This window comes from Paraburkholderia sp. PGU19, assembly GCF_013426915.1.
In the GTDB taxonomy this organism is placed as follows: Bacteria; Pseudomonadota; Gammaproteobacteria; order Burkholderiales; family Burkholderiaceae; genus Paraburkholderia.
In genome coordinates, this window is sequence record NZ_AP023181.1 from 108,796 (window position 1) to 130,125 (window position 21,330).

Consider the following 21,330-nt stretch of genomic DNA (forward strand, 5'->3'; position numbering starts at 1 on the left):
TCATGGCGTCTTTCCATCGCGCGATCGCATTTCGTGCCAGTGCGCGACCCACGCGTTGTACGCATCGATGCGTGCTTCGCGGCGTGCTTCGGCGAGTCGTTCCTGTTCGAGACGCGCGTCTTCGCGATGCGCTTCCTCACGATGTGCGTCGAGGCGCCTTTGCTCCGCGCGCGCTGCATCGAGACGTCGCGCTTCGATTCTGTCGTCGTCAGCGTTCACGTGAAGCAGCCCGTCGCGTTGTGCGTTCTGTGCGGACGCGTGAGCGCAGAGCGCGACTGATAGCAACATGGATAACGCAATAGCAGCGCGTCCAGAGAGGCGCATTGACTTGCTCCTTGATTGTGGGAAATAAGCGTGCGAAATGAGCGGGCGGGATGCGATGCGAACGAGGATACGAGCCACGCCGCGTCCAACGCCCGCGCGACGCGAAGCGTCGGTACGGCCAAACGAAGCACACGGCGGCACGCTGCGTTTTCGCGTTTGCGCATCTCGCTTCGTGCGCCATGCGGTCCGATGACTGAAGAGCTTTTATCGTGACGCCACCAGGTCGACGCAATCGATACGGCACATCGTCGGCCTTCTCTTCAGAGGACTCGGATGAACACGCTTTCTCTTCTCAACGGCTTAGGTGGTGTGTCGGGGCTGTCGCCCGTCGCGGGCGTGCAGGGCAATGGCCCGTCTCAGGACGCGTCGGTTGCGAATTTGCTGAGCGATATTGCGAAGCTGATCGACGGCGGCGGAGTGGGGCAAAGTACGGGACAGGGCGCGGGGACTGCGGGCGCGTCGGCGGGTAGCAATAGCGGACTGTCGCAGTTCTTCGCCGATCTCGCCGCCATGCTGCGCGACCCTGACGGCACGGGTGCGCAAGGCGGCGCGGGTGGTGCGCCTGCGGGCGCGCCGGCTGGTGGCTACGAAAATTTTGCGGCGATACCCGGCAGCGGCTATGGCGCAGGAGGTGGCGGCGGTGGCGCGGCCGGATTCGGCAATAGCGCCGCAACCAATACCGCTAGCATTAACGGCGCGCCCGCGTCATCTTCAACGCCCAGCGCATCTTCCGGCGCAGCACCCGAAGGACTCAGCACCGCACCGCAAACCCAAGCCTTGTCGCCTGCCCAGAGCAAGCAAACCGCCGACGCCTACGTCAGCAATCTGCAAAAGGACTTCGGGCTCACTAAGGATCAGGCGGCGGGCATCGTCGCGAACCTGTGGCACGAGAGCGGCGGCATGAACTCAGGCATCAACCAGGGCGGCAAGATCGGCGCGCCGAGTTCGAACATGGCCGACGACAACGCCAACGGCTACGGCATCGCGCAATGGGGCGGCACGCGCAAGCAAGGGTTGCTCGACTACGCGCGCCAGCACAACCTCGATCCGTCGAGCGAGGCTGCGAACTACGGCTATCTGAAACAGGAATTGCAGACCTCGCAGGCGGGCGCGATTGCGGCCGTCAAGGGAACGAATAGCGCGCAGGCCGCGACGCAGGCGTTCTGCAACGCCTTCGAGCAACCGTCCGATCCGCAGATGGCATCGCGTCTCGGGTATCTGAACCAGATTCTTGCGTAAGACGTCACGCCGCGTTCGCGTTCAAATCCATTGCCGACGAGCCTCGCCATGCTGAAAACGACGAACCTCTCCCCGCATGTCACGACCCGCACCACGACGGATACCGCCGATAGCACACGTCCGCGGCAGCGAACCGCGAACTCTCCTCAGCCGCCAGCGGGTCCGCGTCCGATGCCCGCGCCGCTCGGGCAGCTGAGATCGCACGCGTCTACGTCGGCGAACGGCGACGCGCGCACGGGCCGCAACGGCGCGACGTTCTCAGCCAGCACGTCCGGTACGCAGAATGGGCAGCGGCCGCTCATCAAGACAAGAGCACCCGACAAGCCGTTGCCCGCGTTGCCGCCCTCATCGGACGAAGCGGGGCCGTCGCATGCGGCACCCTCATCAACCGCATCCAGGATAAACGCTCCTTCGCAACCGCCGTCACGCACGCCGTCTATCGCGGAGGCCACCGACACCGCGCCCAACGATGCCCCGCAAGATCCCGGCTTCAGACTGCCCGCGCGTTCGCAGCGCTTAGGCCAGCCCGTCTATCGCGACAAGCCCGGCTTCTCGCTGCTGGAGACCAACAAGCTGCGCCCGGACGCATCGGTGGCGGGTGCGATCGGCATCGGCACGCACTCGACAGCGGGCGCGGCGACGGGCGCTGTGGTCGGCGGCAGTCTGACGGCCGCGCACGAAGCCGTCGGCGCGCTGGTCAATGGCCATGCGTTCTTCGCCGCGCGAGAGCGCAAGCAGCGCTATGGCGAACAACTCGACAGCATGCTGCAGAACGATCTGAAGAAATTTCAAAGCGACATCAACAACGGCGTGCCAATACGGCCCGAGACGATGATCCTCAAGCGCAAGAACGGCATTCAGAAGACCAGCGACCTTTTCACCAAGCCGGCAAGCAACGCGGCAGAAAATGCACAGACAAACGCAAGAACGAAGACCCGCCCCAACGCCGAACTCGATTACGACATGGACGCGGTGCGCAAGCTCGCCGCATCCGACGATCCCGAACTGAAGCAGGAAGCCGCGCACGCGAAGAACGTGCTGCTCACCGCCTTCCTCAAGGACGACGTCGCCGCGAAACAGGGCAACCGCGCGGCCTACGAATTCATCCGCAACACAGTCGCGATCGGCGCAGCGACGGCGACTGCCGTTGGCACGCATGGAGCATCGGTGGCCGCTGCGGGCTCGCATGCGGCGGCGACAGCAGCGAGCGAACGCATCGCTGGCAGCGCGCTCGCGGGCGCCGGCGCGCTCGACGTCGCCAAGGGCATCCGCGGACTCAAGCAGCGCATGCGCGACGAGAAGGCGGAAGTGGCGGGCAGCTACGAGTTGCACAAGCGCAAGGCGTTCGCCGATTCCGTCGTTGGTGAAAACGCGGACCCGCAGATGAAGCAGGCCTTCGACGATCTCGGCGATGCGCGCGACAAGCTCATCAAGGACACACACCTCGCGTTTCGCCAGCAGGCGCATACGCAGGCCGGGCAGGAGCGGTACGGCAAGATCTTTCCCGGCACGATGATCGACGAGCGCAAGTCGACCGCCGCGAAGAAGGAAACGCGCGATCTGGTCGGCAAGCATGCGCATGCCGTTGTCGAGTATCAGATAGGACTTGGGGACCCGGCCAAACAGAAGACGCTCGCGAACCAGTGGAACACGATCATGCAAAGCGGCGGCACGCGGCAGACGCGCGCGAGGCAGTTCGCCGCGATAATCGACGCCGATCCCGGCATGAAGAACGCGTATCAGCTGTTGCGCGACACGGGCATGGGACGCAGCGAGTCGATCTACACGATGCAGCGCATGGTGGAGATGTCGATCGAATCGAAGCTGGCGAGAGACCCGGAGATGGCCACGTTCGGCGGCAATGCCGATTTCGCGAAGGACGACGCCGCGCAAAAGGCGACGGCGAGCCGTTTGACGTCGGCGTTCGCACGCCGTTGACGCATGCGCGAAGGGTGGCTCGCATGCGTGAACGGGCGCGTGCATCGTGTGCCGCGCGGGCCGCATTCGTCCAGTAATTTTGCCTCTTCACATTCGACACCGTGTTGCTCGAAAGCCCGCTCACGCGGCCATCGGCTGTCGACTGTCAACCGCCTCGTCATGCCGCGCGATAAAGACATAGCCGAGCGAATAGACCGTTTTCAGTTGCGACCCGTCGCGGCCATCGAGCGCGAGCTTCGAGCGTAGCTTGTAGATATGCTGTTCGAGCGAGCGGCCCGCGAGGTCGGCGTCCTTGCCCCACACGGCGTTCGCGAGCTGCTCGCGGCTCATCAGCGAGCCTGCGTTCATCAACAGCAGCCATGCGAGGCTCAGCTCGCGCGCGGTCAGCGACACGCAACGCTCGCCAAAGCTCACCGTGCGCGCCGTCCGGTCGATCGTATAACCCGCCACCGTCAGCCGGTCGACGACGCGCGAGCCGCGGCAACGCGCAATCGAGCGTCTCGCGCGCGCCATGATCTCGTCGACGTGCGCGGTGCCGATCACCACTTCATCGACGCCCGCATCGAGCGCCTCGATCACGGCTTCGCTGTCCCACGATCGGCCGATCATCATCACGGGCAGATCGGTGCGGAAATGGCAGGTGCGCCACTTGAGTGTCGCGAGTGCGGGAATCTGGCTTTGCGTTGCATCGAAGATGACGAGCGCCGCCGAATTGCGTTGCAGGAAGCGGATCAGCGAAAGCTCATCGGTGAAACGCGTGCAGGATGTGCCGTTCTGTTCGAACGCTTCGCTGATCTGTTTGAACAGCACGTCGCTGAAAGTGAAAAAGGCAATTCGCATGTGTGCTCCATAACCATCGCGGCGCGACCCAGGCGCACCGATATCCCCCGTCGTTCTGGTCTGAGGCGCTGTCTATGTTTTTGCAGCGTTCTCGTCATACAGAACACCTGATAGTAAGGGGCTATTCCATCCGTTTCTCAATCGGCGGGGAATGCGAATGAACACTCGAAAATGCTTATGGGACAAAGGTTTGCAGCGCGACATGCGTTGCATCGAAAGACGCCGCGCATAAATTTTTTTGTGCTTTAACGCAGCGAAGAGCCGTTCGATCAAACGAAGCAGCAACGAAGCTTGATCGCGCACGCGTCCACTATCTGGGTGAGTCGCGTGTTTACTTGCCTGCCGCATAGCGTTGCTCTTCATGCACGCGGCGTTCGTGCGATTCCGCATACGCGGCGGAACGGGCCTTGAGCAATGGATCGTCGGATGGCGCGATGCCATCGGGCAGCTTCAGCGGGTCGAAGCTGATGTCGCGGCATGGGCCGTCGATCTGCGGCTCTTCACGCTGCACGACGAGCGTGCCCACGTCGATCTGTGTGCGGTTTGCGGGCCATTGGCGTGTCGAATCGTTGGTGACGTCGCCGGGTTGCGCGAGCGTGATGACCATGTGCCAGCGCACGGGACCTTGCCGCAGCCGCTCGGCAAGACCGCGTTCCAGAAAATCCGTATCGTGCGTTTGCGCATCTGCGAGCGGCGTATAGGTGTCGTCGGGTTCGACGCGCCAGCGCACATCCTGTGCATGCCCGTCGCCATCGATCAGCCGGAACGCCGAGACGCTGTAGTACGCGGCATCGTCGAAGCCCGATGAAGGCGGATGATCGCGCAGCCATTGGTCGAAGCGCGCGGCTTCGGGATGCGTCTTCATGAATGCATCCATGCCGGGGTTGCCGCCGTACGTGGTCGCGTCGTGCGCCTGCCGCGAGGCGGCGAGCATCTCGACCAATGCTTCGGGGCTGCGCACGGGGAAGATCGGCGCGGAGTTCATCGCGGTGCGCCATTCGCCGCCGCCCGGCGTGACGATGCGCAGCGCGAGGCTGCGCACGTTCGATGCGCCATCGGCCTGCGCGGGATTGCCGCCGCCGATCGACAGGCGTCCCACTACCTGCGACTTGCCCGCTGCGAACACGCCTGCGCGCGAGAGTGGCGCGGCGTTGCCGTTGCTGTCGAAATAGCCGGTGACGCACACGCCTTTAGCGTGATTGCGCCGAAAGCCCGGATGCTTGCCGGATACGGCTTCGAAGCCGTCGACGATCTGGTTCGCCGAAGGCTGCGTGCCGAGCAGGCTGCCGAGGCCATGCGAGTACGCATAAGCGCCCGCTATCGAGCCAAGCGTGACGACGGCGAGCGCGCCGCCCGCGACGATGCGAAAGGGAAGTCTGGACATGAATCGACAACGCGTGCAACGCGCGCCACTGCGCGCGCGGCATCAAACGGAACCAAACAGCGGATCGAAACGGCGTTCAGCGATCTCTTTGCCAAGCGGCGCGAGATCGCCATTGCTGGTTGCGCCGATCAGTGCATAGCCGAGGTTGGACTCGCGCCACGTGACGACGTTCATCGTGTCGATGCGTTGCGACGCGACGGACTGATTCGCCTTGTTTTCCTTGATCACGCACAGCGCGACGGGATCGCCTTTCTGCGGCAGATAGATGATCTGCACGAGGGGGCGGCCATGAAATTTCAGGCGCTGCACGCGAATGAAGCGCAAGCCCGCCTTGCTCAAATCGGGCACGCGCAGCGCGATGCCGTCCTCGCTGCGGATTTCGTCGACGGTGCTTTGTGAATCCGATGAATCGGGCCACAGGTGCGCGACGGTATCGCGCGAATAGAGTTGCTGGTAGCTCGCTGCGACCTGTACCCACGGCAGCGAGCCCATTGTCGCGGCCGCGACTGTAGCGGTGCTGCTGGACGGCTTGCCCGAGTCGCTGACGCCCGTGCCAAAGCCAACGCCGGGCGCGAGCCGCAGCACGACCCCGCAGCAGAACGCGCCGCCGACGAACGCGACGGCGAGCCACGCCGGCGCGATGCGCAGGCGCGAGCGCACGGGCGCGGAAGGCGGCATGTGCGCGTCGTGTTCGATCAAGGAGTCGTTCGCGCTTTGCGCGTTGTCGCCTTGCGCAGCGGCGGGGGCCACTGCCTGTTCGGCCTGCTGGGCTTGCGCGGCGGCGCTCAGCTTCGCAGCCTCCGTATGCGCGCGGATCAGATCGTCGACGCGCTTGACGAGGCTCGCCGGAACGGGCGGCAGTGTCTGCGCGGCGAACGCTTCGCGATACGGCAGGCGCGATGCCTGGAAAAGGGCGACCTTATCCGCGAGCTCCGCGTGGGCGCGAAGTTCGTCTTCGATCTGCTGACGTTCCTGCGGCGATAATTCGTCGTCGACATACGCCATCAGCACGGTATCGTCGACTTTCATACGCTCGGGCCTTGGTCGGGAGTGCCGCAACACTCGAAATCATTCATGTCACAGCGCTGTCACAGCTATCTGACGGTTAAGTATAACGTCCTGTCCGCGCATGCGGGCGACGCTCCGATTCGACGTGCTCCCGCGCGAAGAACCTTGCATGCGCTGTCAACTTTCTACGGGCCGCACGGGCACAGGCGCCTGGCTGAACATCGCGTCGACATCGCGCTTCGCGATCAGCTTGCCGAGCTTGTCGAGATCGACCTGGCCCGCCGTGCCGATCAGCGCGTAGCTTAGTTCCGACTGCCGCCACGTGACGACGTCCATGTCGTCGATCTTCTGCTGCGCGAGTGACTGGTCGGGCTTTGCATCCTTCACGACGCACAACGCGACCGGGCCGCCCGTTTTCGGCAGATAGACGATCTGCACGAGCGGCTTGTCGTGAAAACGCAGCCGCTGGATGCGCTTGAACGTCAGGCCTTGCGCGCTGAGATCGGGCACGCGCACGGGCAATCCGTCGATCTGATGGATATCGGCGACGGTTTTTGCCGAAACGGCAGGGTCCGTCGCGACGGCCACCGTGTCGCGTGAATAGAGCGCCTGATAACCGGCGGCAGCCATCACCCAGGGCGAAGCGGGTGGTGCTGATGCGACCGTCGCAGCGCCGCCTTGCAAGCCGGTAAGGCCCGGCAACAGCCTCAAGCCGACCACGCAAGAGAACACACCCGCAGCGAACGCGGCGGCCAGCCACGGCGCGGAAAAGCGCATGAGCGAGCGAACGGGCACGGACGGTGGCAGGCCAACGTTCGGCGGTACGATGGCGTCGTTCGCGGCGGGATCGGCGGCGGGGCCGGGCGGCACGGGCGACGTCGCGCTCGCGTGCGTGCGCGAGAGTTCGGCGATCTTGCGCGTCAACGATTCGGGCACGGGCGGCAGCTTCTGCTGCGCGAACGCATCGTGATACGGCAGGCTCGACGCGCGGAACAGTTCGATGCGCTCCGCCAGTTCCGGCGAGTCGTCGAGTTCGCGTTCGATCTCGCGGCGTTCCTCGATGTCGAGCTCGCCGTCAACGTAGGCCATCAGCGTGATGTCATCTACTTTCATGACGCCGAGTCCTTGCCGAAGGTGGCCATTTTCATCGACGGGCCTGGCTTGCTGGCGAACAGCGCGCCGATCGCCTGACGCGCGCGTGACAGCCGGCTCATCACCGTGCCGATGGGAACGTTCAGCGTTTCGGCCGTTTCGCTGTAGCTGAGGCCTTCGACAGCAACCAGCAGCATCACGGCGCGCTGCGCGTCGGGCAAACGCTGCACGGCCTCGATGATCTGCGCGTTCATCGTGATCTGTTCCGGCGTGCGTGCCTTCGGGTCTTCGACCGTTTCGAGAAAGTCGTCGTCCCATTCCATGCTGGAGCGGTTGCGCACCGAACGGGCGCGCAGTTCATTGATCCATGTGGAGTGGACGATCGAGAACATCCAGCTGAGCGGCGCGGTGTCCGCCTGCAACTGGTGCGCGCGTTCCAGGCCGCGCACGCAGGCTCGCTGAACGAGGTCTTCAGCGTCGTGCTGGTCGCCGGAAATGCGCAATGCGAACGCCCATAACCTTGGAAGCATCTCGGGCAGCATGCTGGACAAGTCTGCGCCTGTCATTGAAGTCGTTCCTTGCTACTGACTCGTTGGTCTGCCTTCGACGAAGGCATGAGGCCGGAGCGCGGCAAACGTTGGCGCGCCTGAATATATATGGACGGAGTTCAAGCCGATAATTTTAACGTCGATCCGACAATGTTGCTGACGAGCGTTTTCGGCGCGCCGCGTGTCCGTTCGGGGTCGAAGCGGAAAGGCGAGTGAAAGACGGTCACGGCATGCAAACACGGAGCCGCGCAGTCAATCGGACAGGCAATCGGCTAAGATACGGCCCGCCAGTCATTTTCGAACCATGGGGTGTTTTCAGTGATTCAACCGGGCAACGTATTCAAGGACAACCTCGCGCAACTGCCGGGCATCGACGGCATCGAGCGGATCGATCTCGTCGACGGCAAGGGCGCCGTGGTCGCGAGCATCGAGAACAAGCCGGGCAAGCAGGGCTCGGTTGCCGTGTACCACTATCTGCGCAACGCGTTCGGCACGCTCGACGCAAAAGCGGCCGAACATGGCCTCGCCGTGTTCGCCGAACATACGGCCGACGCGCGCAACCGTCCGGGCGCGCACCCGAATGTCGACCGGCTGCTGGAGATCGCAGCGGGCGGCGAAGCGCTGCGCATCGACGTCGTCGGCGCGGCCTGAGCGCGTCACAGCACGCCTAGCGCCAGAGCCTTGAGCGTGGCGGCGGCGCGCGTCGAGCAGTCCAGTTTGCGGAATACGCTTTCGACGTGCGTGCGCACCGTGCTCGGACTCAACGACAGATCGCGAGCCACTTCCTTGTTGCTCGCGCCGCGCGAAATGCCGCGCAGCACATCGACTTCACGCGCGGAAAGCCGCGCCGTCTGCGCGCGTGGATTCACGACGCGCCGCTGCGCGACACGCTCGTCGATCAATGCATTGACGACATCGGCGTCGAATCGGCCTCGTGCGGCTTCTTCGTGCAACAGCTTCGCCGCTTCGTCGTGCGTCAGCGCTGCGCGCCACGGACGCGCCGCGCGTAACGCGACCCACGCGGCGCTCGCCGCGAGAATGCGCGCTTCCGTCGACAACGCAGCGCCCGACGCACCGCGAAAATAACCCGAGCCGTCGAGCCGTTCATACGCGTATGAGCCGAGTTCGGCCGCCTCGGCGAGCGAGCCCGTCTGCTTGCCCGCGCGCGAGGTCCAGTACGGCACGAGACGCGCCTTTTCCCACGCCGCCGCCGACAGACGGGCAGGCGCGTTCCAGACGGGGTTCGGCACGGCCGCGCGGCCCATGCCATGAACGAGGCCTGCGCAATAGAGCCGGTTTTGCGCGTTTGCATCGAGCGCGAAGCGCGCTCCGCACGATGCGGCCGTTGCTGCGACGCTGCGCGAATAACCTGTCATCCACGGCAGTTTGAGATCGATGATGTCGGCGACCAGTTCGACGGGCGTGACGTCGTTCATCTGCTGCGTCAACAGCGCGGCATCGATCGATGCCGCGTCGGCCAGAGCCAGTTCGTCGAGCCATTGTGGCGCGAGCCGGACCGCGAGCCGCGCGAGTTTGTCCGGGTAGCGCGAATCGGCGCGCTGGCCGATCAACGCGCTCGCGCGTTCGATCCCGTAGGTGCGCGAAAAAATCTCAAGCTCCCCCGCCAGCGCCACGACGAACACGGTGGCGGGCACGGCGCTGCCGGCGAGCCGGTCAGGCGTGCCCGTGCCGTCCCACGATTCGAACACGTGCCGCAGCGTGGCTTGCGTGTCTTGCCCGAGACCGAGCATGCGCGCCGCTTCACCCGACACCTCGCAATGAATGCGCGCGAGCGGCGTGATGACCGTTTCCACATCGCCTTGCAATTCGATCGGGCGTGCCCAGTCCGGCTTGAGCGCGAGCATCGCTTCGCGGCTCGCGACGTCGTCGCCGAGCGCTTCAGCGAAGCCCGACGCGTTCGCCGTGCAGCCGGACCAGCGCAACAGCGATGCCTCGCACACGGCGACGACGGCCGCTTCGCCGAGTTCGGCAGCCTGCGCGAGCCGCACGGCGAGCCATGCGGTGCGGAGGGAGTGATCCGTCGGCTGGCCCATGCTCAGATCGCCGATGAAGGCGAGCGCCTTCACGGCATCGAAGACGCGAGCGACGGGTCCGCCGGATGAGCCTGACGAGGTCTGCATAAAGGTGCGGTGCGGGTCTTTTATCGAGCCTCACTATACCGCGCGCGGTTTCGCGCGAGATCGGTCATTTGACCGATACCCGCGCTCATGGGCGTCTGCGAAGCTTCGTTCCGTTCGATAACCCGGTTTGACACATAAGGACATCTCGCTCATGAACTCGCTTATCAGGAAGTGCATCGCCTCCGCCATGCTGGCAGGCGCCGTGTTTTCGTTGCAGTCCGCGCACGCCGCGCAGCCGCAGGATCTGAAGGGCAAGAACGTCGTGCTGGTGCACGGCGCGTTCGCCGACGGTTCGAGCTGGGAGAAGGTGATTCCGCTGCTCGAAGCGCGCGGCCTGCATGTGGTTGCCGTGCAGAACCCGCTCAGCTCGCTTGCGGACGATGCCGCCGCCACGAAACGCGCGATCGACGCGCAGCAGGGTCCTGTCGTGCTGGTCGGCCATTCATGGGGCGGCGCCGTCATCACGCAGGCGGGCAACGACGACAAGGTGAAGGCGCTCGTCTACGTGGCCGCTTTCGCACCCGACAGCGGCCAGTCGATCAACGACATGATCAAGGACAAGCCCGCGCCCGCATGGGCGAGCGAGTTGCAGAAGGACTCGGGCAACTTCCTGACGCTGTCGTCGAAAGCCATCGACAACGACTTTGCGCAGGACCTGAGCCCGGCGCAAAAGCGCGTCGTCGCGGCGACGCAAGGCCCGTGGTTCGCCGGCTGCACCGACGACAAGATAACGGACGCCGCATGGCACACGAAGCCTTCGTACTTCGTCGTCGCGAATCATGACCGGATGATCGATCCGCGTTTGCAGAACGCGATGGCAGGGCAGATCAAGGCGAACGTGACGCATGTCGACACGAGCCACGTGCCGATGCTCAGCAAGCCCGAAGCGGTGGCGAACGCGATCATCGCGGCGGCTGCGAAGGCGCAGTAACGACGTCACGTTGTGCAATCGCCGCGATGCGCCTGAATGCGCGTCGCGGCTTTGTTGATTGCATCGTGACGGCTACCGTCACGCTCAACGCTTCATATTGCGCATCGCCACCGCAATGACAGCCGCACCGCATACAAGCACCGCTGCGGCGAGGTAAGAACCCGCGCTGATATCGTGCGTGGCCGCCGTCAATGCGCCGATAGCCGTCGGCGCGCTCAAACTGCCGAGCTGCCCGATGCTCGAAATCAGCGCAATCGAACCCGCCGAAGCCGTGCCCGACAGAAACGTCGCCGGTATCGTCCAGAAGATTGCCGTACAAGATAGATAACCGATCGCGACAAGCGCCAACCCGGCGATTGCCGGCGTGAACGAAGCGTGCGCCGTGCCAAGCAGGACCGCGCCCGCAGCCGACACCAGCGCGCAGCCCGCGAAATGCAGCCGCCGTTCTTTGGTCGCATCCGAGTGACGGCTCGCGAGCACCATGCCGATTGCGCCGATCAGATACGGAATCGCCGATACGAGCCCGATATGCCACGGGTTCGCGACGCCCGCTTGCCGGATCACGGACGGCGCCCAGAAGTTCAGCACGCTGCCTGCCCACGTGATCGTGAAATAGCCGAACGCGCATACGTACACACGCCAGTTCTTCAACGCTGCGCCGAAGTGATCGATGCGATGTCCGTGTCCGTGGCCTTCGCCTTGCGACTCGCGGGCGACAAGCGCCTTTTCCTCAGGCGTCAGCCACTTCGCGGTGGCCGCGGAGTCAGGCAGATACCAGAGCGCGACCAGACCGACCAGCACGGGCGGAATCCCTTCCAGCAGAAAGAGCCATTGCCACGCGTGCAGCGTGTGCCAGCCATCGGCGTTGCTGAGAATCCATCCGGACACGGGACCGCCCGTGATACCCGCCACGGCGATGCCGAGCACGAACGCGGACAGCACCTTCGCGCGATGACGATCCGGAAACCACGACGTGAGGTAATAGACGATGCCAGGAAAGAAGCCCGCTTCGGCAATGCCGAGCGCAATACGCGCGATATAGAACTGCGTCGGATTGCGCACGAACATCATCGATACCGACACGAGACCCCACAGCACCATGATGCGCGCGATCGTGCGGCGCGGGCCGATGCGGCGCAACAGCAGATTGCTCGGCACCTCGAACAGCACATAGCCGATGTAGAACACACCGACGCCCAGTCCATACGACGCTTCCGTCAAGCCAAGATCCGCGCGGAACTGCAGATGCGCAAAGCTGATATTGACGCGGTCGATGTAGTTGAGCACATAGCAGAGAAAGAGAAACGGAATTAGCCGCCGCGCGATGCGTCCGAACAGCTTCTCCGTATCCACCTGCACACTGTCGCTCTTCATCGATTCGGGCGGCGGGCCATCGAGGCCGCTGCGCGTCAGCGCACCGTTGGTCGTTTCCATTACGAGGTCTCCAATATAGTCGTCATTTGATGCGTCGGCCGCGCTGCCTACGCGGCTTCGCTCTGCTTCAATGCCGTACGCAACGGCGCCAGCAATTCGGCGTTGTGCTCGCCGAGCGTCGGCGGCGCGATCACGTCGGTCGTGCGCTCGCCATCGAACGAAACAGGCGGACGCACCGTGCGAAACCGCCCCATCTCCGGATGCGTCGTTTCGACCAGCAATTCGAGGTGCTTCGCCTGCGGATCGTCGAGCGCTTCGCTGGCGTCGTACATCGGCGCGTGCGGCACGTCGTTCGCTTCGAGCCGTGCGCACCAGTCGGCACGGTTACGCTGCGCGAATGCAGCGCCGAGCAGATCGATCAACGCTTCCTGATTCGCGATGCGTCCTGCGCGGTCGGCAAAGCGCGGGTCTTGCAGCAAGGTCGGCTGTTCGATGGCATCCGCGAGACCCAGCCAGAACTTCTCCGGCGACGACATGTGCAGCGCCAGCCACTTGCCGTCCGCGCACTGCATCACGTACGACTGCGACACGCTCGGACGGCTGTAGGGGCCCATCAGTTCATCGGCCGAGTAGTAGTGGGTGAACGCATCGAGATTGAAGTGGCTCATCGCTTCGAGCATCGACACTTCGACCTTGCGTCCGACGCCCGTCCGGTTGCGTTCATGCAGTGCGCCGAGAATGCCATACGCCGCATAGAAGCCCGTCAGCGAATCGGCGATCGCGGGACCGACCACGCGCGGATGCTCGGGGTTGATCAGCAGGCCGAGAAAGCCGCTTGCCGCCTGCGCGACGGTATCGTACGCGGGGCGCGTCGCTGCCGGGCCGGTCTGGCCAAAGCCGCTGATCGCGCAATAGATCAGACGCGGGTTGATCTCGCGCAAACGCTCGTAGCCTGCGTTCATCCGATCCGCCGCGCCGGGGCGGAAGTTCTGGATATACACGTCGGCGTCGCCGATCAGCGCATCGAACAGCGCGAGATCGTCGGCGTCTTTCGTATTGAGCGTGACGCTGCGCTTGTTGCGGTTGTAGGTCTGATAGTGCGGGCTATAGAGGCCGCCCTTGAACGCGCGGAACGGATCGCCCGTGCCCGGCTGCTCGATCTTGACGACGTCGGCGCCCAGATCACCTAGCAGCATGCCGGCCGCCGGCCCCGTGATGAAGGTGCCTTGTTCGAGCACCCGGACGCCTTCGAGAACTTTGGTCATGCAACAACTCCAGAGATGCGTTGCGAAGCGATGTGAACGAAAAAATCAGATGCCGGGCTCAAAGCCCTCGGGCGCTTCGCCGTCGTACACCACTTCGCGCGTGGCCTGATACGACAACGCGAAGCCGATCGAGTGCGCCAGTTCTTCCGTCAGATGCCCGATCAGTCCGGCTGTGCGCGCGAGAATCGGCACGCCTTTTAGCGCAGCCAGCGGAAAGCCGACGCCCAGCAGCACCGCGGGAATCGCCGCCGACACGTTCAGCATCAGCGCCTTGCCGAACACATCCGGCAACACGGATTCGATCGCTTCCGCGATGCGTACATAGGTCATATCCGCGCCGTTGCGTTCGGCGACGGCGAACAGCGCGTCGACGCGCGGGTCGCGCTCTTTATGCAGCGGATGGCCGTAGCCCGGCACGGCGCGTTTGTCCGCGCGATAACGCGTGATCACCGTGAACGCCGCCTCGGACAGATCGCCGCCCGTTTGCGCCGCGCACTGCCGCACTTCGTCGAGCAGCGTTCCACAGGATTCGGACGCGCCGAGTATCACGGAGCCGCAACCGAGAATCCCGGCGGCCACGGCGCCTTGCAGCGCATCGGGCGCGGCGGCGAGCGTCATGCGGCTCGCCTGCACGCTCGGCACGAGTCCGTGCTCCGCGATCGCGACGAGCGTCGCGTCGAGCACGGCGCTGGCGGCCGGGCTGGGCGTGTGCCCCGTGACGAGCAGGAAGAAGTAGTCGGTGAACGAGATCTTGCCGATCAGTTCGTCCGCGAGGTCGCGTCCTCGCACGACGATGGTGTGCGTATTCGAGGTCGAGATCGATGTGCGCGGGATAGTCTCTTTGCCGATTTTCATGGGTGCTTCGCGGGTCCGTTGAGCATCGCGTCGAGGTCTCCTCTCGCTGCGATCGTTGATAGCGAGGCCAGTGTAAGGCAGGCGATCTATCGACAAAAATGGTATTTTTCGCTGATTATCTATCGATGCCATCGATTCAAAAGCGACCCACGAGAACCCATGGAACTCCGACATCTGCGCTACTTCGCGGCCCTTGCCGAGCAATTGAGCTTCACCGTCGCCGCGCAAAAGGTCCACGTCACGCAATCGACGCTGTCGCATCAGATCCGCCAGCTCGAAGAGGAACTCGGCTGCCAGCTATTCGAGCGCGAAGGCCGGCGCGTGACGATGACGGAAGCGGGCGAACTGTTTCTGGAGCGCGTGCGCAATGCGCTGCGCGAAGTCGACGAAGGCGTGTCCACCGTGCGCTTCGCAGCCGAGGAAATGACGGGCGTCGTGCGCATCGGCGCGACGCACACGTTCAACCTGCACATCATTCCGCGCTGCGTGTCGCTGTTTCTTGACCGGCATCCGTCCGTGCGCGTCGACGTGCTCGAAATGACGGGCGACGGCATCGCGCAGGCGCTGCTGCGCGGCGACCTCGATATCGGCGTGACGTACAAGCCTAACGACGCGCTGCCGCTGCGTTTCGAGCCGCTCTACACCGAGGAGATGATGCTTGCCGTCGGGCTGCGGCATCCGTTCGCGAAGCGGCGTTTCGTGCGCGTGTCGGAGCTTCACTTGCAGCGCATGGTGCTGTTGCCACGCAGCTTTTCCACGCGCGTGCTGCTCGACGAATCGTTCCGGATGGCGAATGCGGCGCCCGTCGTCGTCGCGGAAATGAACGCCATTGCGCCGATGATCGAACTGGTCAGAGAGACCGACATCGCGACGATCGTGTCGACGCATGCGCTGCGGCGCGAGGACGTGAAACTCATCCCGCTCGAAAGTCCGACGCCCGTGCGTTCGCCCGGTTTGCTGTGGCGCCGGGACGAGGCGCGCACGCCCGCGGCGCGCTCGTTTGCGTCGATCGTGCGCAGCGTGAGTGACAGCGAGAGCCGCGACACGCGGCGCAATACCGTGCATGCCGCGCGCCGGTAATGGGCGTGGGCATTGAGCGCGTCGTCCACGAAATGATCGTTTTGCGCAAAAACATGATCAATTTGCGCAATTCGATCAAACGATCTACACTGCGAACTGATCGATTCGATCGAATGATGACTGTTTCAATCAAAATCGCGGACAGACGCGGCGCCCAATAAAGCCAGGAGACTCGCATGGTTCAGATTCCCATCAAACGCTCGATCGAGCGCATCCCCGGCGGCATGATGATCGTGCCGCTGCTCATCGGCTCGCTGGTGGCGACGTTCCTGCCCGGCATGCCCAAGTTCTTCGGTTCGTTCACGAATGCGCTGTTCACGGGCGCGCTGCCTATCCTTGCTGTGTTCTACGTCTGCATGGGCGCGAGCATCGACGTGAAGGCCACACCGTATCTGATGAAGAAGGGCGGCGCGCTGCTCGTGACGAAGGTGGGCGCGGCGGTGATCGTCGGTGTGATTCTCGGCCATGTGCTTGGCGAGCACCCTGTGTCGTCGGGCCTGTTCGCGGGCATCTCGACGCTCGCCGTGGTCGCCGCGATGAACGACACCAACGGCGGCCTCTACATGGCGCTGATGGGCCAGTATGGCCGCTCGGAAGACGTCGGCGCGTACACGCTGATGTCGCTCGAATCGGGTCCGTTCCTGACCATGGTGACGCTGGGCGTCGCGGGTCTGTCGGCGTTTCCGTGGCAGACGCTGGTCGGCAGCATCCTGCCGCTCGCGCTCGGCATGCTGCTCGGCAATCTGGACCGCGAAATGCGCGACTTTCTCGCGAAGGCGGTGCCCGTGATGATTCCGTTCTTCGCGCTGGCGCTCGGCGCGGGCCTCGATCTGCACAAGGTCTGGCAAGCGGGGCTGCTCGGCATCGGCCTTGGCATCGCGGTGGTGATCGTGACGGGCATTCCGCTGTACTTCGCCGATCGCCTGACGGGCGGCACGGGCGTGGCGGGTGTGGCGGCAGCCAATACGGCGGGCAACGCAGCGGCCGTCCCCGCGCTCGTCGCGGCGGCGAACCCGGTGTACAACGAAGCGGCGCAGAGCGCGACGCTGCTGGTCGCCGCATGCGTCGTGATCACGGCGATCCTGTCGCCGATCCTGACCGCGCAGGTGGCCAAACGTTATCAGCAGCGCCAGGAAGGCGCGCGCACGAAGCATCGCGAAGGGCTGGCACGATGAAGATTCTGATTCTCGCGGACGACCTGTCGGGCGCGGCGGACTGCGCGATCGGTTTTGCCAGCGCGGGCCATCGCACGGTCGTCACGCTGGAAGCGACGCGCACGTCCGCGCATGACGGCGCGGACACGATTGCCGTCGATACCGACACGCGCCGTCTCACGCCTCACGACGCGGCCGCGCGCACGTCGGCGGCCTATGCCGAGATGAGCGCACGCGACCAGCGGCTCTACAAGAAAATCGATTCGACGCTGCGGGGCAACTGGGCAGCGGAAGTGGCGGGCCTGCAGGCGCTGGCTGGCATGGCGATCGTCGCGCCCGCGTTTCCGGCAACGGGGCGCACGGTGCGCGATGGCCGTGTGTTCGTGCACGGCGAGCCGCTCGAACACACGGCGACATGGAAGCTTGAGCATGCGGGTGTTCCCGCCGGCATCGCAGCGCAACTCGAAGCAGCCGGTCTGACAACGGACCGGCTCGACGCCGAAGCGCTCGCCGACGAACCCGAAGCGCTGGCCGTGTGCATCGGCGCGATGGCGGCGAACGGCGTGCAGGCGCTGATCATCGATACGCAAAGCGAGAAGGCATTGCGCGCGCTCGCCCGCGCCACGCTGCAAAGCGATGCGGCGTTCTTCTGGGTCGGTTCGGGCGGGCTTGCGCGCGAGATCGCGGCGCTCAATCCGCGCGGCGACGCGGGTGAGCGCAAGTCCGGCAGCGATGCGTTTCCCGGCGGCCCGATCCTGATTCTGGTCGGCAGCCTGTCGGCCGTGAGCGAACGTCAATGCGCGATGCTGCGCGAGCGTGGCGGCGTCGAAGAACTGATCGTGCCGCCCGTCGTGTTACGCGAAGGCGTGAGCCATCGTGACTGGCGCGGGTGGCAGGACCAGGTTGGCGTGTCGCTGAAGGCGGGTGTCGATCTGTTGCTGCGCATCGGTCGCGATGACGCGTTCGATCCCGCTGAAGGCGCGCAACTGTCGGCGGCGCTCGCGGCAATGGTCGAGCCGCACTTCACGAAAACGGGCGGCCTGATCGCGACGGGCGGCGAGACCGCGCGCGCGATGCTGGCGGCCGCACGCATCGGCAATCTGCAATTGCTGGCCGAAGTCGAAGCGGGTGTCGCGGTCGCAAGGCCGCTCGACGCGACCCGCACGCATTGCCCCGGCGTCGTGACCAAGGCGGGCGCATTCGGCACCGATCACGCGCTGTACGCCGCATGGCTGACCCTGCGCAATGAAACCGAACGCGACGTCGTTTCCCACTGACGTCCGAGAATGAATAGCAAGTACCCACGAGATCACATCATGAGCAACTACCTTCCCGTAATCGGCATCACGATGGGCGATGCAGCAGGCGTCGGCGCAGAAGTCGTCGTCAAGAGCCTCGCGCATGCGTCGGTCTACGCGCAATGCCGTCCGCTCGTGATTGGCGATGCGAAGCGCCTCGAACGCGCGAACCAGATCGTCGGCGGGACGATGAAGATCCGCCGCATCGAAGACGCATCCGACGCGCGCTACGAGCAAGGCACGATCGACTGCATCGACCTCGGCCTGATTCCCGATGACCTGCCGTTCGGCCAGCTGTCGGCACTGGCGGGCGACGCCGCGTATCAGTACATCAAGCGCGCCGTCGAACTCGCGCAGGCAGGCAAGATCGACGCGATCTGCACGGCGCCGCTCAACAAGGAAGCGTTGCATGCGGGCGGTCACAAGTATCCGGGCCACACGGAAATGCTCGCGCATCTGACGGGTGTCGACGAAGTGTCGATGATGCTCGTCGCGCCGCAACTGCGCGTGATTCACGTGACTACGCACATCGGCATCATCGACGCGATCCGCAAGATCGAGCCGGGCCTCGTGCAGCGGACCATCGAACGCGGCAACGCGACGCTCGTGAAGGCGGGCATCGAGCATCCGCGCATCGGCGTGTGCGGGATCAATCCGCACGCGGGCGAAAACGGCCTGTTCGGTTATGGCGAAGAAGAAGAGAAGATCATCCCTGCCGTGAAGCTGCTGCAGGAGCGTGGCCTCGACGTCACGGGCCCGCTGCCCGCCGACACGCTGTTTTTCCGCGCCGGCCGCGGCGACTTCGATCTGGTGGTCGCGATGTATCACGACCAGGGCCACGGCCCGGTGAAGGTGCTCGGCCTCGAAGCGGGCGTGAACGTGACGGTGGGGCTCGAAGTGATCCGCACGTCGGTCGATCACGGCACCGCGTTCGATATCGCGGGCAAGGGTGTGGTCGACGAAGGCAGCCTGCTCGAAGCGCTGCGCCAGGGCGCGGAACTGGCGACGCGCCGCTGAGCGCGGACGACGGCGAGGCGGCGCAGCGCCAGCACGGCTCGCGCCCGCCGTCGAATGGGCGCAAAGGCGCTGGTGTAAGATCGAGCCCCATTCCCGGATTCACGCAGACGTGAAAAAAACGACCGACCGTCATCAGGCGATTCTCGAACTCGTGCGCACGCGCGACGCCAACGTCGAGGCGTTGTGCGCCGCGCTGGGCGTGTCGGAAGCGACGATTCGCCGTGATCTGACGGCGCTCGCCAAGCAGAAGCGTCTGGTGCGCACTTACGGCGGCGCGACCGCGCTGGTCGGCGTACACGAGCCGGAAGCGTCGCTCGAAGAACGCAAGTCGGCGCAGCGCGAGCAAAAAGAACTCATCGCGCAGGCGGCCGCCTTGCACGTGCGCGACGGCGACACGGTGTTGCTCGACGGCGGCACGACCTGCGCGCAACTCGCGTGGCATCTGTCGACGCGCGAAGACCTGCATGTCGTCACCAACAATCTGCTCGCGGTCACGGCGCTCGCCAATGCGCCCGGCGTGCGGCTCACGCTGATCGGCGGCGAGCTGCGCGGCTCCAGCATGAGCACGCTCGGGCCGCTCGCGGAACTCATTCTCAGCCGTTTGACCGTCGACCGCGCGTTTCTCGGCGCGGACGGCGTAGTCGCCGGGTTCGGCCTGTGCGAAGCATCGGCACAGCAGGCGTATCTGAAGGAGTGCATCGTGTCGCGCGCCGCCGAGATCATCGTGCTCGCCGATTCCGACAAGCTCGGCCGCGCGCGCCAGCAACACTGGACGCCGCTGCAGCGCGACTGGCGGCTCATCACCTCGGCGCTGGCCGACGAAGCGCTGCTCGCGCCGTTTCGCGCGCTCGATGAAGTGATCGTCGAACTGGCCTGAACGGCATCTGCCTGTGTCAGTCGCGCGCCGCGCAACGTGACCAATAAGCCCCCGAACAGCCTGTCGGGGCACTATCATGCATTCAGTTACCTGACGCCAGCGCGGTCCGCGCTGGTGGTCGTCTCCCTGACCGACATGACAAGCATCCGCCATCGCTAAATCAGACTGTGCCGGGTTTTATGCGTGATGCTTGCGTTGGCATCGGTCGACGCCACCGCGCAGGCGCAATCTCACTCGCACAAGCCTGCAAGCCTCACAGTGGGCGTCCCCGAAGGCGGCTGGCCGCCGCTTCTGATCGTCAACAACGGTCAGCTGTCCGGCGCCGCGTTCGATATCCTCAAATCCGTTCTTGACCCTCCGCGCAACTGCGGGTCCGGGTGTTCCCTGACTACGCGTCGTTGAGCGCGGCAGCCTGCGCCGGCTCCGTCGACATCGTGCTCGCCGTGCAGAAGCCGATCGAGGCGAGGCGCTGCCTGATACTGTCCGAGCCGTACTACGATGCCGATTTCGTCGTGGTCGGGCGGGCGTCGGATGCCGCACACGACGGGGAGCCGCCACGCCTCGCGGGCAAGCGCATTGCCGCAGAGGCAGGCTCGTACATCGAGCAGGTATCGCACGAGCGCTACCCCGACTCGGTCTTCGTGCGTGCACACAGTCTGCAGGAGGGCTTGCGCGATGTGCTGCACAAGGAGGCGGACGTCTACATCACGTTGCTGCCCGTCGGCGACTACATCTTGTCGCAACCGGAGTTCGCCGGGCTGGCGGAACTGAATCGCTACCGCGAAACGGAAAGCGGCGTGCGCTTCGGCTTTCGGCGCACGCAACAGGCGTTGCGCGACGGTGTCGACGAACGGCTGAACGCACTGCCCGAGTATGCCCGGCAGCGCATCCTGAGCAACTGGATGACTATCGGGCCGATTCAACCGAGTCGTCCGCGCCGTTTCATCTGAGCGACGAGGAGCGCG

20 protein-coding genes are annotated in these 21,330 nt (G+C 64.7%); 10 read left to right on the forward strand and 10 right to left on the reverse strand.

Annotated features, from left to right (window positions below; translation table 11 throughout):
• Positions 1–288 carry a hypothetical protein gene (locus tag H1204_RS30375; RefSeq protein WP_180734293.1) on the reverse strand — a complete coding sequence of 96 codons (288 nt, stop codon included), beginning with the start codon at positions 286–288 and terminating at the stop codon, positions 1–3.
• 309 nt (positions 289–597) lie between these two features.
• Between H1204_RS30375 and H1204_RS30380 the strand changes: the two genes are divergently transcribed.
• Positions 598–1,563: a phage tail tip lysozyme gene (locus tag H1204_RS30380; protein WP_180734294.1), complete on the forward strand. Its 966-nt coding sequence runs from the start codon at positions 598–600 to the stop codon at positions 1,561–1,563.
• Between the two features lie 48 nt (positions 1,564–1,611).
• Positions 1,612–3,501 carry a hypothetical protein gene (locus H1204_RS30385; protein ID WP_180734295.1) on the forward strand — a complete coding sequence of 630 codons (1,890 nt, stop codon included), beginning with the start codon at positions 1,612–1,614 and terminating at the stop codon, positions 3,499–3,501.
• Positions 3,502–3,621: 120 nt separating this feature from the next.
• Here H1204_RS30385 and H1204_RS30390 read toward each other — a convergent pair whose 3' ends face one another.
• From H1204_RS30390 to H1204_RS30410, 5 genes are all read right to left on the reverse strand, one after another.
• Positions 3,622–4,341, reverse strand: coding sequence for a response regulator transcription factor (locus tag H1204_RS30390; protein WP_180734296.1), 720 nt, complete (start codon positions 4,339–4,341; stop codon positions 3,622–3,624).
• Positions 4,342–4,672: 331 nt separating this feature from the next.
• The gene (locus tag H1204_RS30395) at positions 4,673–5,725 is read right to left on the reverse strand and encodes a catalase family peroxidase (RefSeq protein ID WP_180734297.1); all 1,053 of its coding nucleotides are present in this window, start codon (positions 5,723–5,725) and stop codon (positions 4,673–4,675) included.
• 42 nt (positions 5,726–5,767) lie between these two features.
• Positions 5,768–6,754 carry an anti-sigma factor gene (locus tag H1204_RS30400; RefSeq protein WP_180734298.1) on the reverse strand — a complete coding sequence of 329 codons (987 nt, stop codon included), beginning with the start codon at positions 6,752–6,754 and terminating at the stop codon, positions 5,768–5,770.
• Positions 6,755–6,910: 156 nt separating this feature from the next.
• A complete protein-coding gene (locus tag H1204_RS30405; RefSeq protein WP_180734299.1) occupies positions 6,911–7,846 on the reverse strand; it encodes an anti-sigma factor in 936 nt (311 codons plus the stop codon).
• Positions 7,843–8,391, reverse strand: a complete 549-nt coding sequence (locus H1204_RS30410) for an RNA polymerase sigma factor (protein WP_180734300.1) — start codon at positions 8,389–8,391, stop codon at positions 7,843–7,845. The genes H1204_RS30405 and H1204_RS30410 overlap by 4 nt, the downstream gene beginning before the upstream one ends.
• Positions 8,392–8,691: 300 nt before the next feature.
• Between H1204_RS30410 and H1204_RS30415 the strand changes: the two genes are divergently transcribed.
• Entirely contained in the window at positions 8,692–9,024 is a 333-nt protein-coding gene (locus H1204_RS30415) for a DUF2322 family protein (RefSeq protein WP_180735092.1), read from the forward strand.
• 5 nt (positions 9,025–9,029) lie between these two features.
• Here H1204_RS30415 and H1204_RS30420 read toward each other — a convergent pair whose 3' ends face one another.
• Complete coding sequence (locus tag H1204_RS30420; protein ID WP_180734301.1) at positions 9,030–10,514, reverse strand: HD domain-containing phosphohydrolase; 1,485 nt, start codon at positions 10,512–10,514, stop codon at positions 9,030–9,032.
• 151 nt (positions 10,515–10,665) lie between these two features.
• Between H1204_RS30420 and H1204_RS30425 the strand changes: the two genes are divergently transcribed.
• Positions 10,666–11,445 carry an alpha/beta hydrolase gene (locus tag H1204_RS30425; RefSeq protein ID WP_180734302.1) on the forward strand — a complete coding sequence of 260 codons (780 nt, stop codon included), beginning with the start codon at positions 10,666–10,668 and terminating at the stop codon, positions 11,443–11,445.
• Between the two features lie 84 nt (positions 11,446–11,529).
• Here the strand turns inward: H1204_RS30425 and H1204_RS30430 are convergent, their stop codons facing one another.
• Genes H1204_RS30430 through H1204_RS30440 form a run of 3 tightly spaced genes read right to left on the reverse strand, consistent with a single transcriptional unit; the run spans position 11,530 to position 14,939 of the window.
• Positions 11,530–12,879 (reverse strand): MFS transporter, encoded by a 1,350-nt coding sequence (locus tag H1204_RS30430; protein ID WP_180734303.1) that lies wholly within the window; start codon positions 12,877–12,879, stop codon positions 11,530–11,532.
• A gap of 47 nt (positions 12,880–12,926) precedes the next feature.
• Complete coding sequence (locus tag H1204_RS30435) at positions 12,927–14,084, reverse strand: CoA transferase (RefSeq protein WP_180734304.1); 1,158 nt, start codon at positions 14,082–14,084, stop codon at positions 12,927–12,929.
• A 45-nt stretch (positions 14,085–14,129) separates the two neighbouring features.
• The gene (locus H1204_RS30440; protein WP_180734305.1) at positions 14,130–14,939 is read right to left on the reverse strand and encodes a citryl-CoA lyase; all 810 of its coding nucleotides are present in this window, start codon (positions 14,937–14,939) and stop codon (positions 14,130–14,132) included.
• Positions 14,940–15,098: 159 nt separating this feature from the next.
• On the opposite strand from H1204_RS30440, the gene H1204_RS30445 reads away from it, so the two are divergent.
• The 6 genes from H1204_RS30445 to H1204_RS51605 all read left to right on the forward strand — a co-directional run bounded on the left by H1204_RS30445 (position 15,099) and on the right by H1204_RS51605 (position 21,315).
• Complete coding sequence (locus H1204_RS30445) at positions 15,099–16,019, forward strand: LysR substrate-binding domain-containing protein (RefSeq protein ID WP_180734306.1); 921 nt, start codon at positions 15,099–15,101, stop codon at positions 16,017–16,019.
• 176 nt (positions 16,020–16,195) lie between these two features.
• Positions 16,196–17,194, forward strand: a complete 999-nt coding sequence (locus tag H1204_RS30450; protein ID WP_180734307.1) for a 2-keto-3-deoxygluconate permease — start codon at positions 16,196–16,198, stop codon at positions 17,192–17,194.
• Entirely contained in the window at positions 17,191–18,450 is a 1,260-nt protein-coding gene (locus H1204_RS30455) for a four-carbon acid sugar kinase family protein (protein ID WP_180734308.1), read from the forward strand. Before H1204_RS30450 ends, H1204_RS30455 begins: the two co-directional genes overlap by 4 nt.
• A 39-nt stretch (positions 18,451–18,489) precedes the next feature.
• Entirely contained in the window at positions 18,490–19,488 is a 999-nt protein-coding gene (gene pdxA, locus H1204_RS30460; protein WP_091775357.1) for a 4-hydroxythreonine-4-phosphate dehydrogenase PdxA, read from the forward strand.
• Positions 19,489–19,597: 109 nt separating this feature from the next.
• The gene (locus H1204_RS30465) at positions 19,598–20,365 is read left to right on the forward strand and encodes a DeoR/GlpR family DNA-binding transcription regulator (protein ID WP_180734309.1); all 768 of its coding nucleotides are present in this window, start codon (positions 19,598–19,600) and stop codon (positions 20,363–20,365) included.
• A 377-nt stretch (positions 20,366–20,742) separates the two neighbouring features.
• On the forward strand, positions 20,743–21,315 hold the full coding sequence (locus tag H1204_RS51605; RefSeq protein WP_243468898.1) for a transporter substrate-binding domain-containing protein: 573 nt from the start codon (positions 20,743–20,745) through the stop codon (positions 21,313–21,315).
• The last annotated feature ends 15 nt before the right edge of the window (positions 21,316–21,330 follow it).

What these genes read in the sequence shown, in the direction of transcription:
- H1204_RS30445 (WP_180734306.1), top strand. Translation starts at nt 15,099, where the DNA reads ATGGAACTCCGACATCTGCGCTACTTCGCGGCCCTTGCCGAGCAATTG.
- H1204_RS30440 (WP_180734305.1), bottom strand. Translation starts at nt 14,939, where the DNA reads ATGAAAATCGGCAAAGAGACTATCCCGCGCACATCGATCTCGACCTCG.
- H1204_RS30405 (WP_180734299.1), bottom strand. Translation starts at nt 7,846, where the DNA reads ATGAAAGTAGATGACATCACGCTGATGGCCTACGTTGACGGCGAGCTC.
- H1204_RS30430 (WP_180734303.1), bottom strand. Translation starts at nt 12,879, where the DNA reads ATGGAAACGACCAACGGTGCGCTGACGCGCAGCGGCCTCGATGGCCCG.
- H1204_RS30455 (WP_180734308.1), top strand. Translation starts at nt 17,191, where the DNA reads ATGAAGATTCTGATTCTCGCGGACGACCTGTCGGGCGCGGCGGACTGC.
- H1204_RS30400 (WP_180734298.1), bottom strand. Translation starts at nt 6,754, where the DNA reads ATGAAAGTCGACGATACCGTGCTGATGGCGTATGTCGACGACGAATTA.
- H1204_RS30425 (WP_180734302.1), top strand. Translation starts at nt 10,666, where the DNA reads ATGAACTCGCTTATCAGGAAGTGCATCGCCTCCGCCATGCTGGCAGGC.
- H1204_RS30385 (WP_180734295.1), top strand. Translation starts at nt 1,612, where the DNA reads ATGCTGAAAACGACGAACCTCTCCCCGCATGTCACGACCCGCACCACG.
- H1204_RS30390 (WP_180734296.1), bottom strand. Translation starts at nt 4,341, where the DNA reads ATGCGAATTGCCTTTTTCACTTTCAGCGACGTGCTGTTCAAACAGATC.
- H1204_RS30380 (WP_180734294.1), top strand. Translation starts at nt 598, where the DNA reads ATGAACACGCTTTCTCTTCTCAACGGCTTAGGTGGTGTGTCGGGGCTG.
- H1204_RS30375 (WP_180734293.1), bottom strand. Translation starts at nt 288, where the DNA reads ATGTTGCTATCAGTCGCGCTCTGCGCTCACGCGTCCGCACAGAACGCA.
- H1204_RS30395 (WP_180734297.1), bottom strand. Translation starts at nt 5,725, where the DNA reads ATGTCCAGACTTCCCTTTCGCATCGTCGCGGGCGGCGCGCTCGCCGTC.
- H1204_RS30410 (WP_180734300.1), bottom strand. Translation starts at nt 8,391, where the DNA reads ATGACAGGCGCAGACTTGTCCAGCATGCTGCCCGAGATGCTTCCAAGG.
- pdxA (WP_091775357.1), top strand. Translation starts at nt 18,490, where the DNA reads ATGAGCAACTACCTTCCCGTAATCGGCATCACGATGGGCGATGCAGCA.
- H1204_RS30420 (WP_180734301.1), bottom strand. Translation starts at nt 10,514, where the DNA reads ATGCAGACCTCGTCAGGCTCATCCGGCGGACCCGTCGCTCGCGTCTTC.
- H1204_RS30450 (WP_180734307.1), top strand. Translation starts at nt 16,196, where the DNA reads ATGGTTCAGATTCCCATCAAACGCTCGATCGAGCGCATCCCCGGCGGC.
- H1204_RS30435 (WP_180734304.1), bottom strand. Translation starts at nt 14,084, where the DNA reads ATGACCAAAGTTCTCGAAGGCGTCCGGGTGCTCGAACAAGGCACCTTC.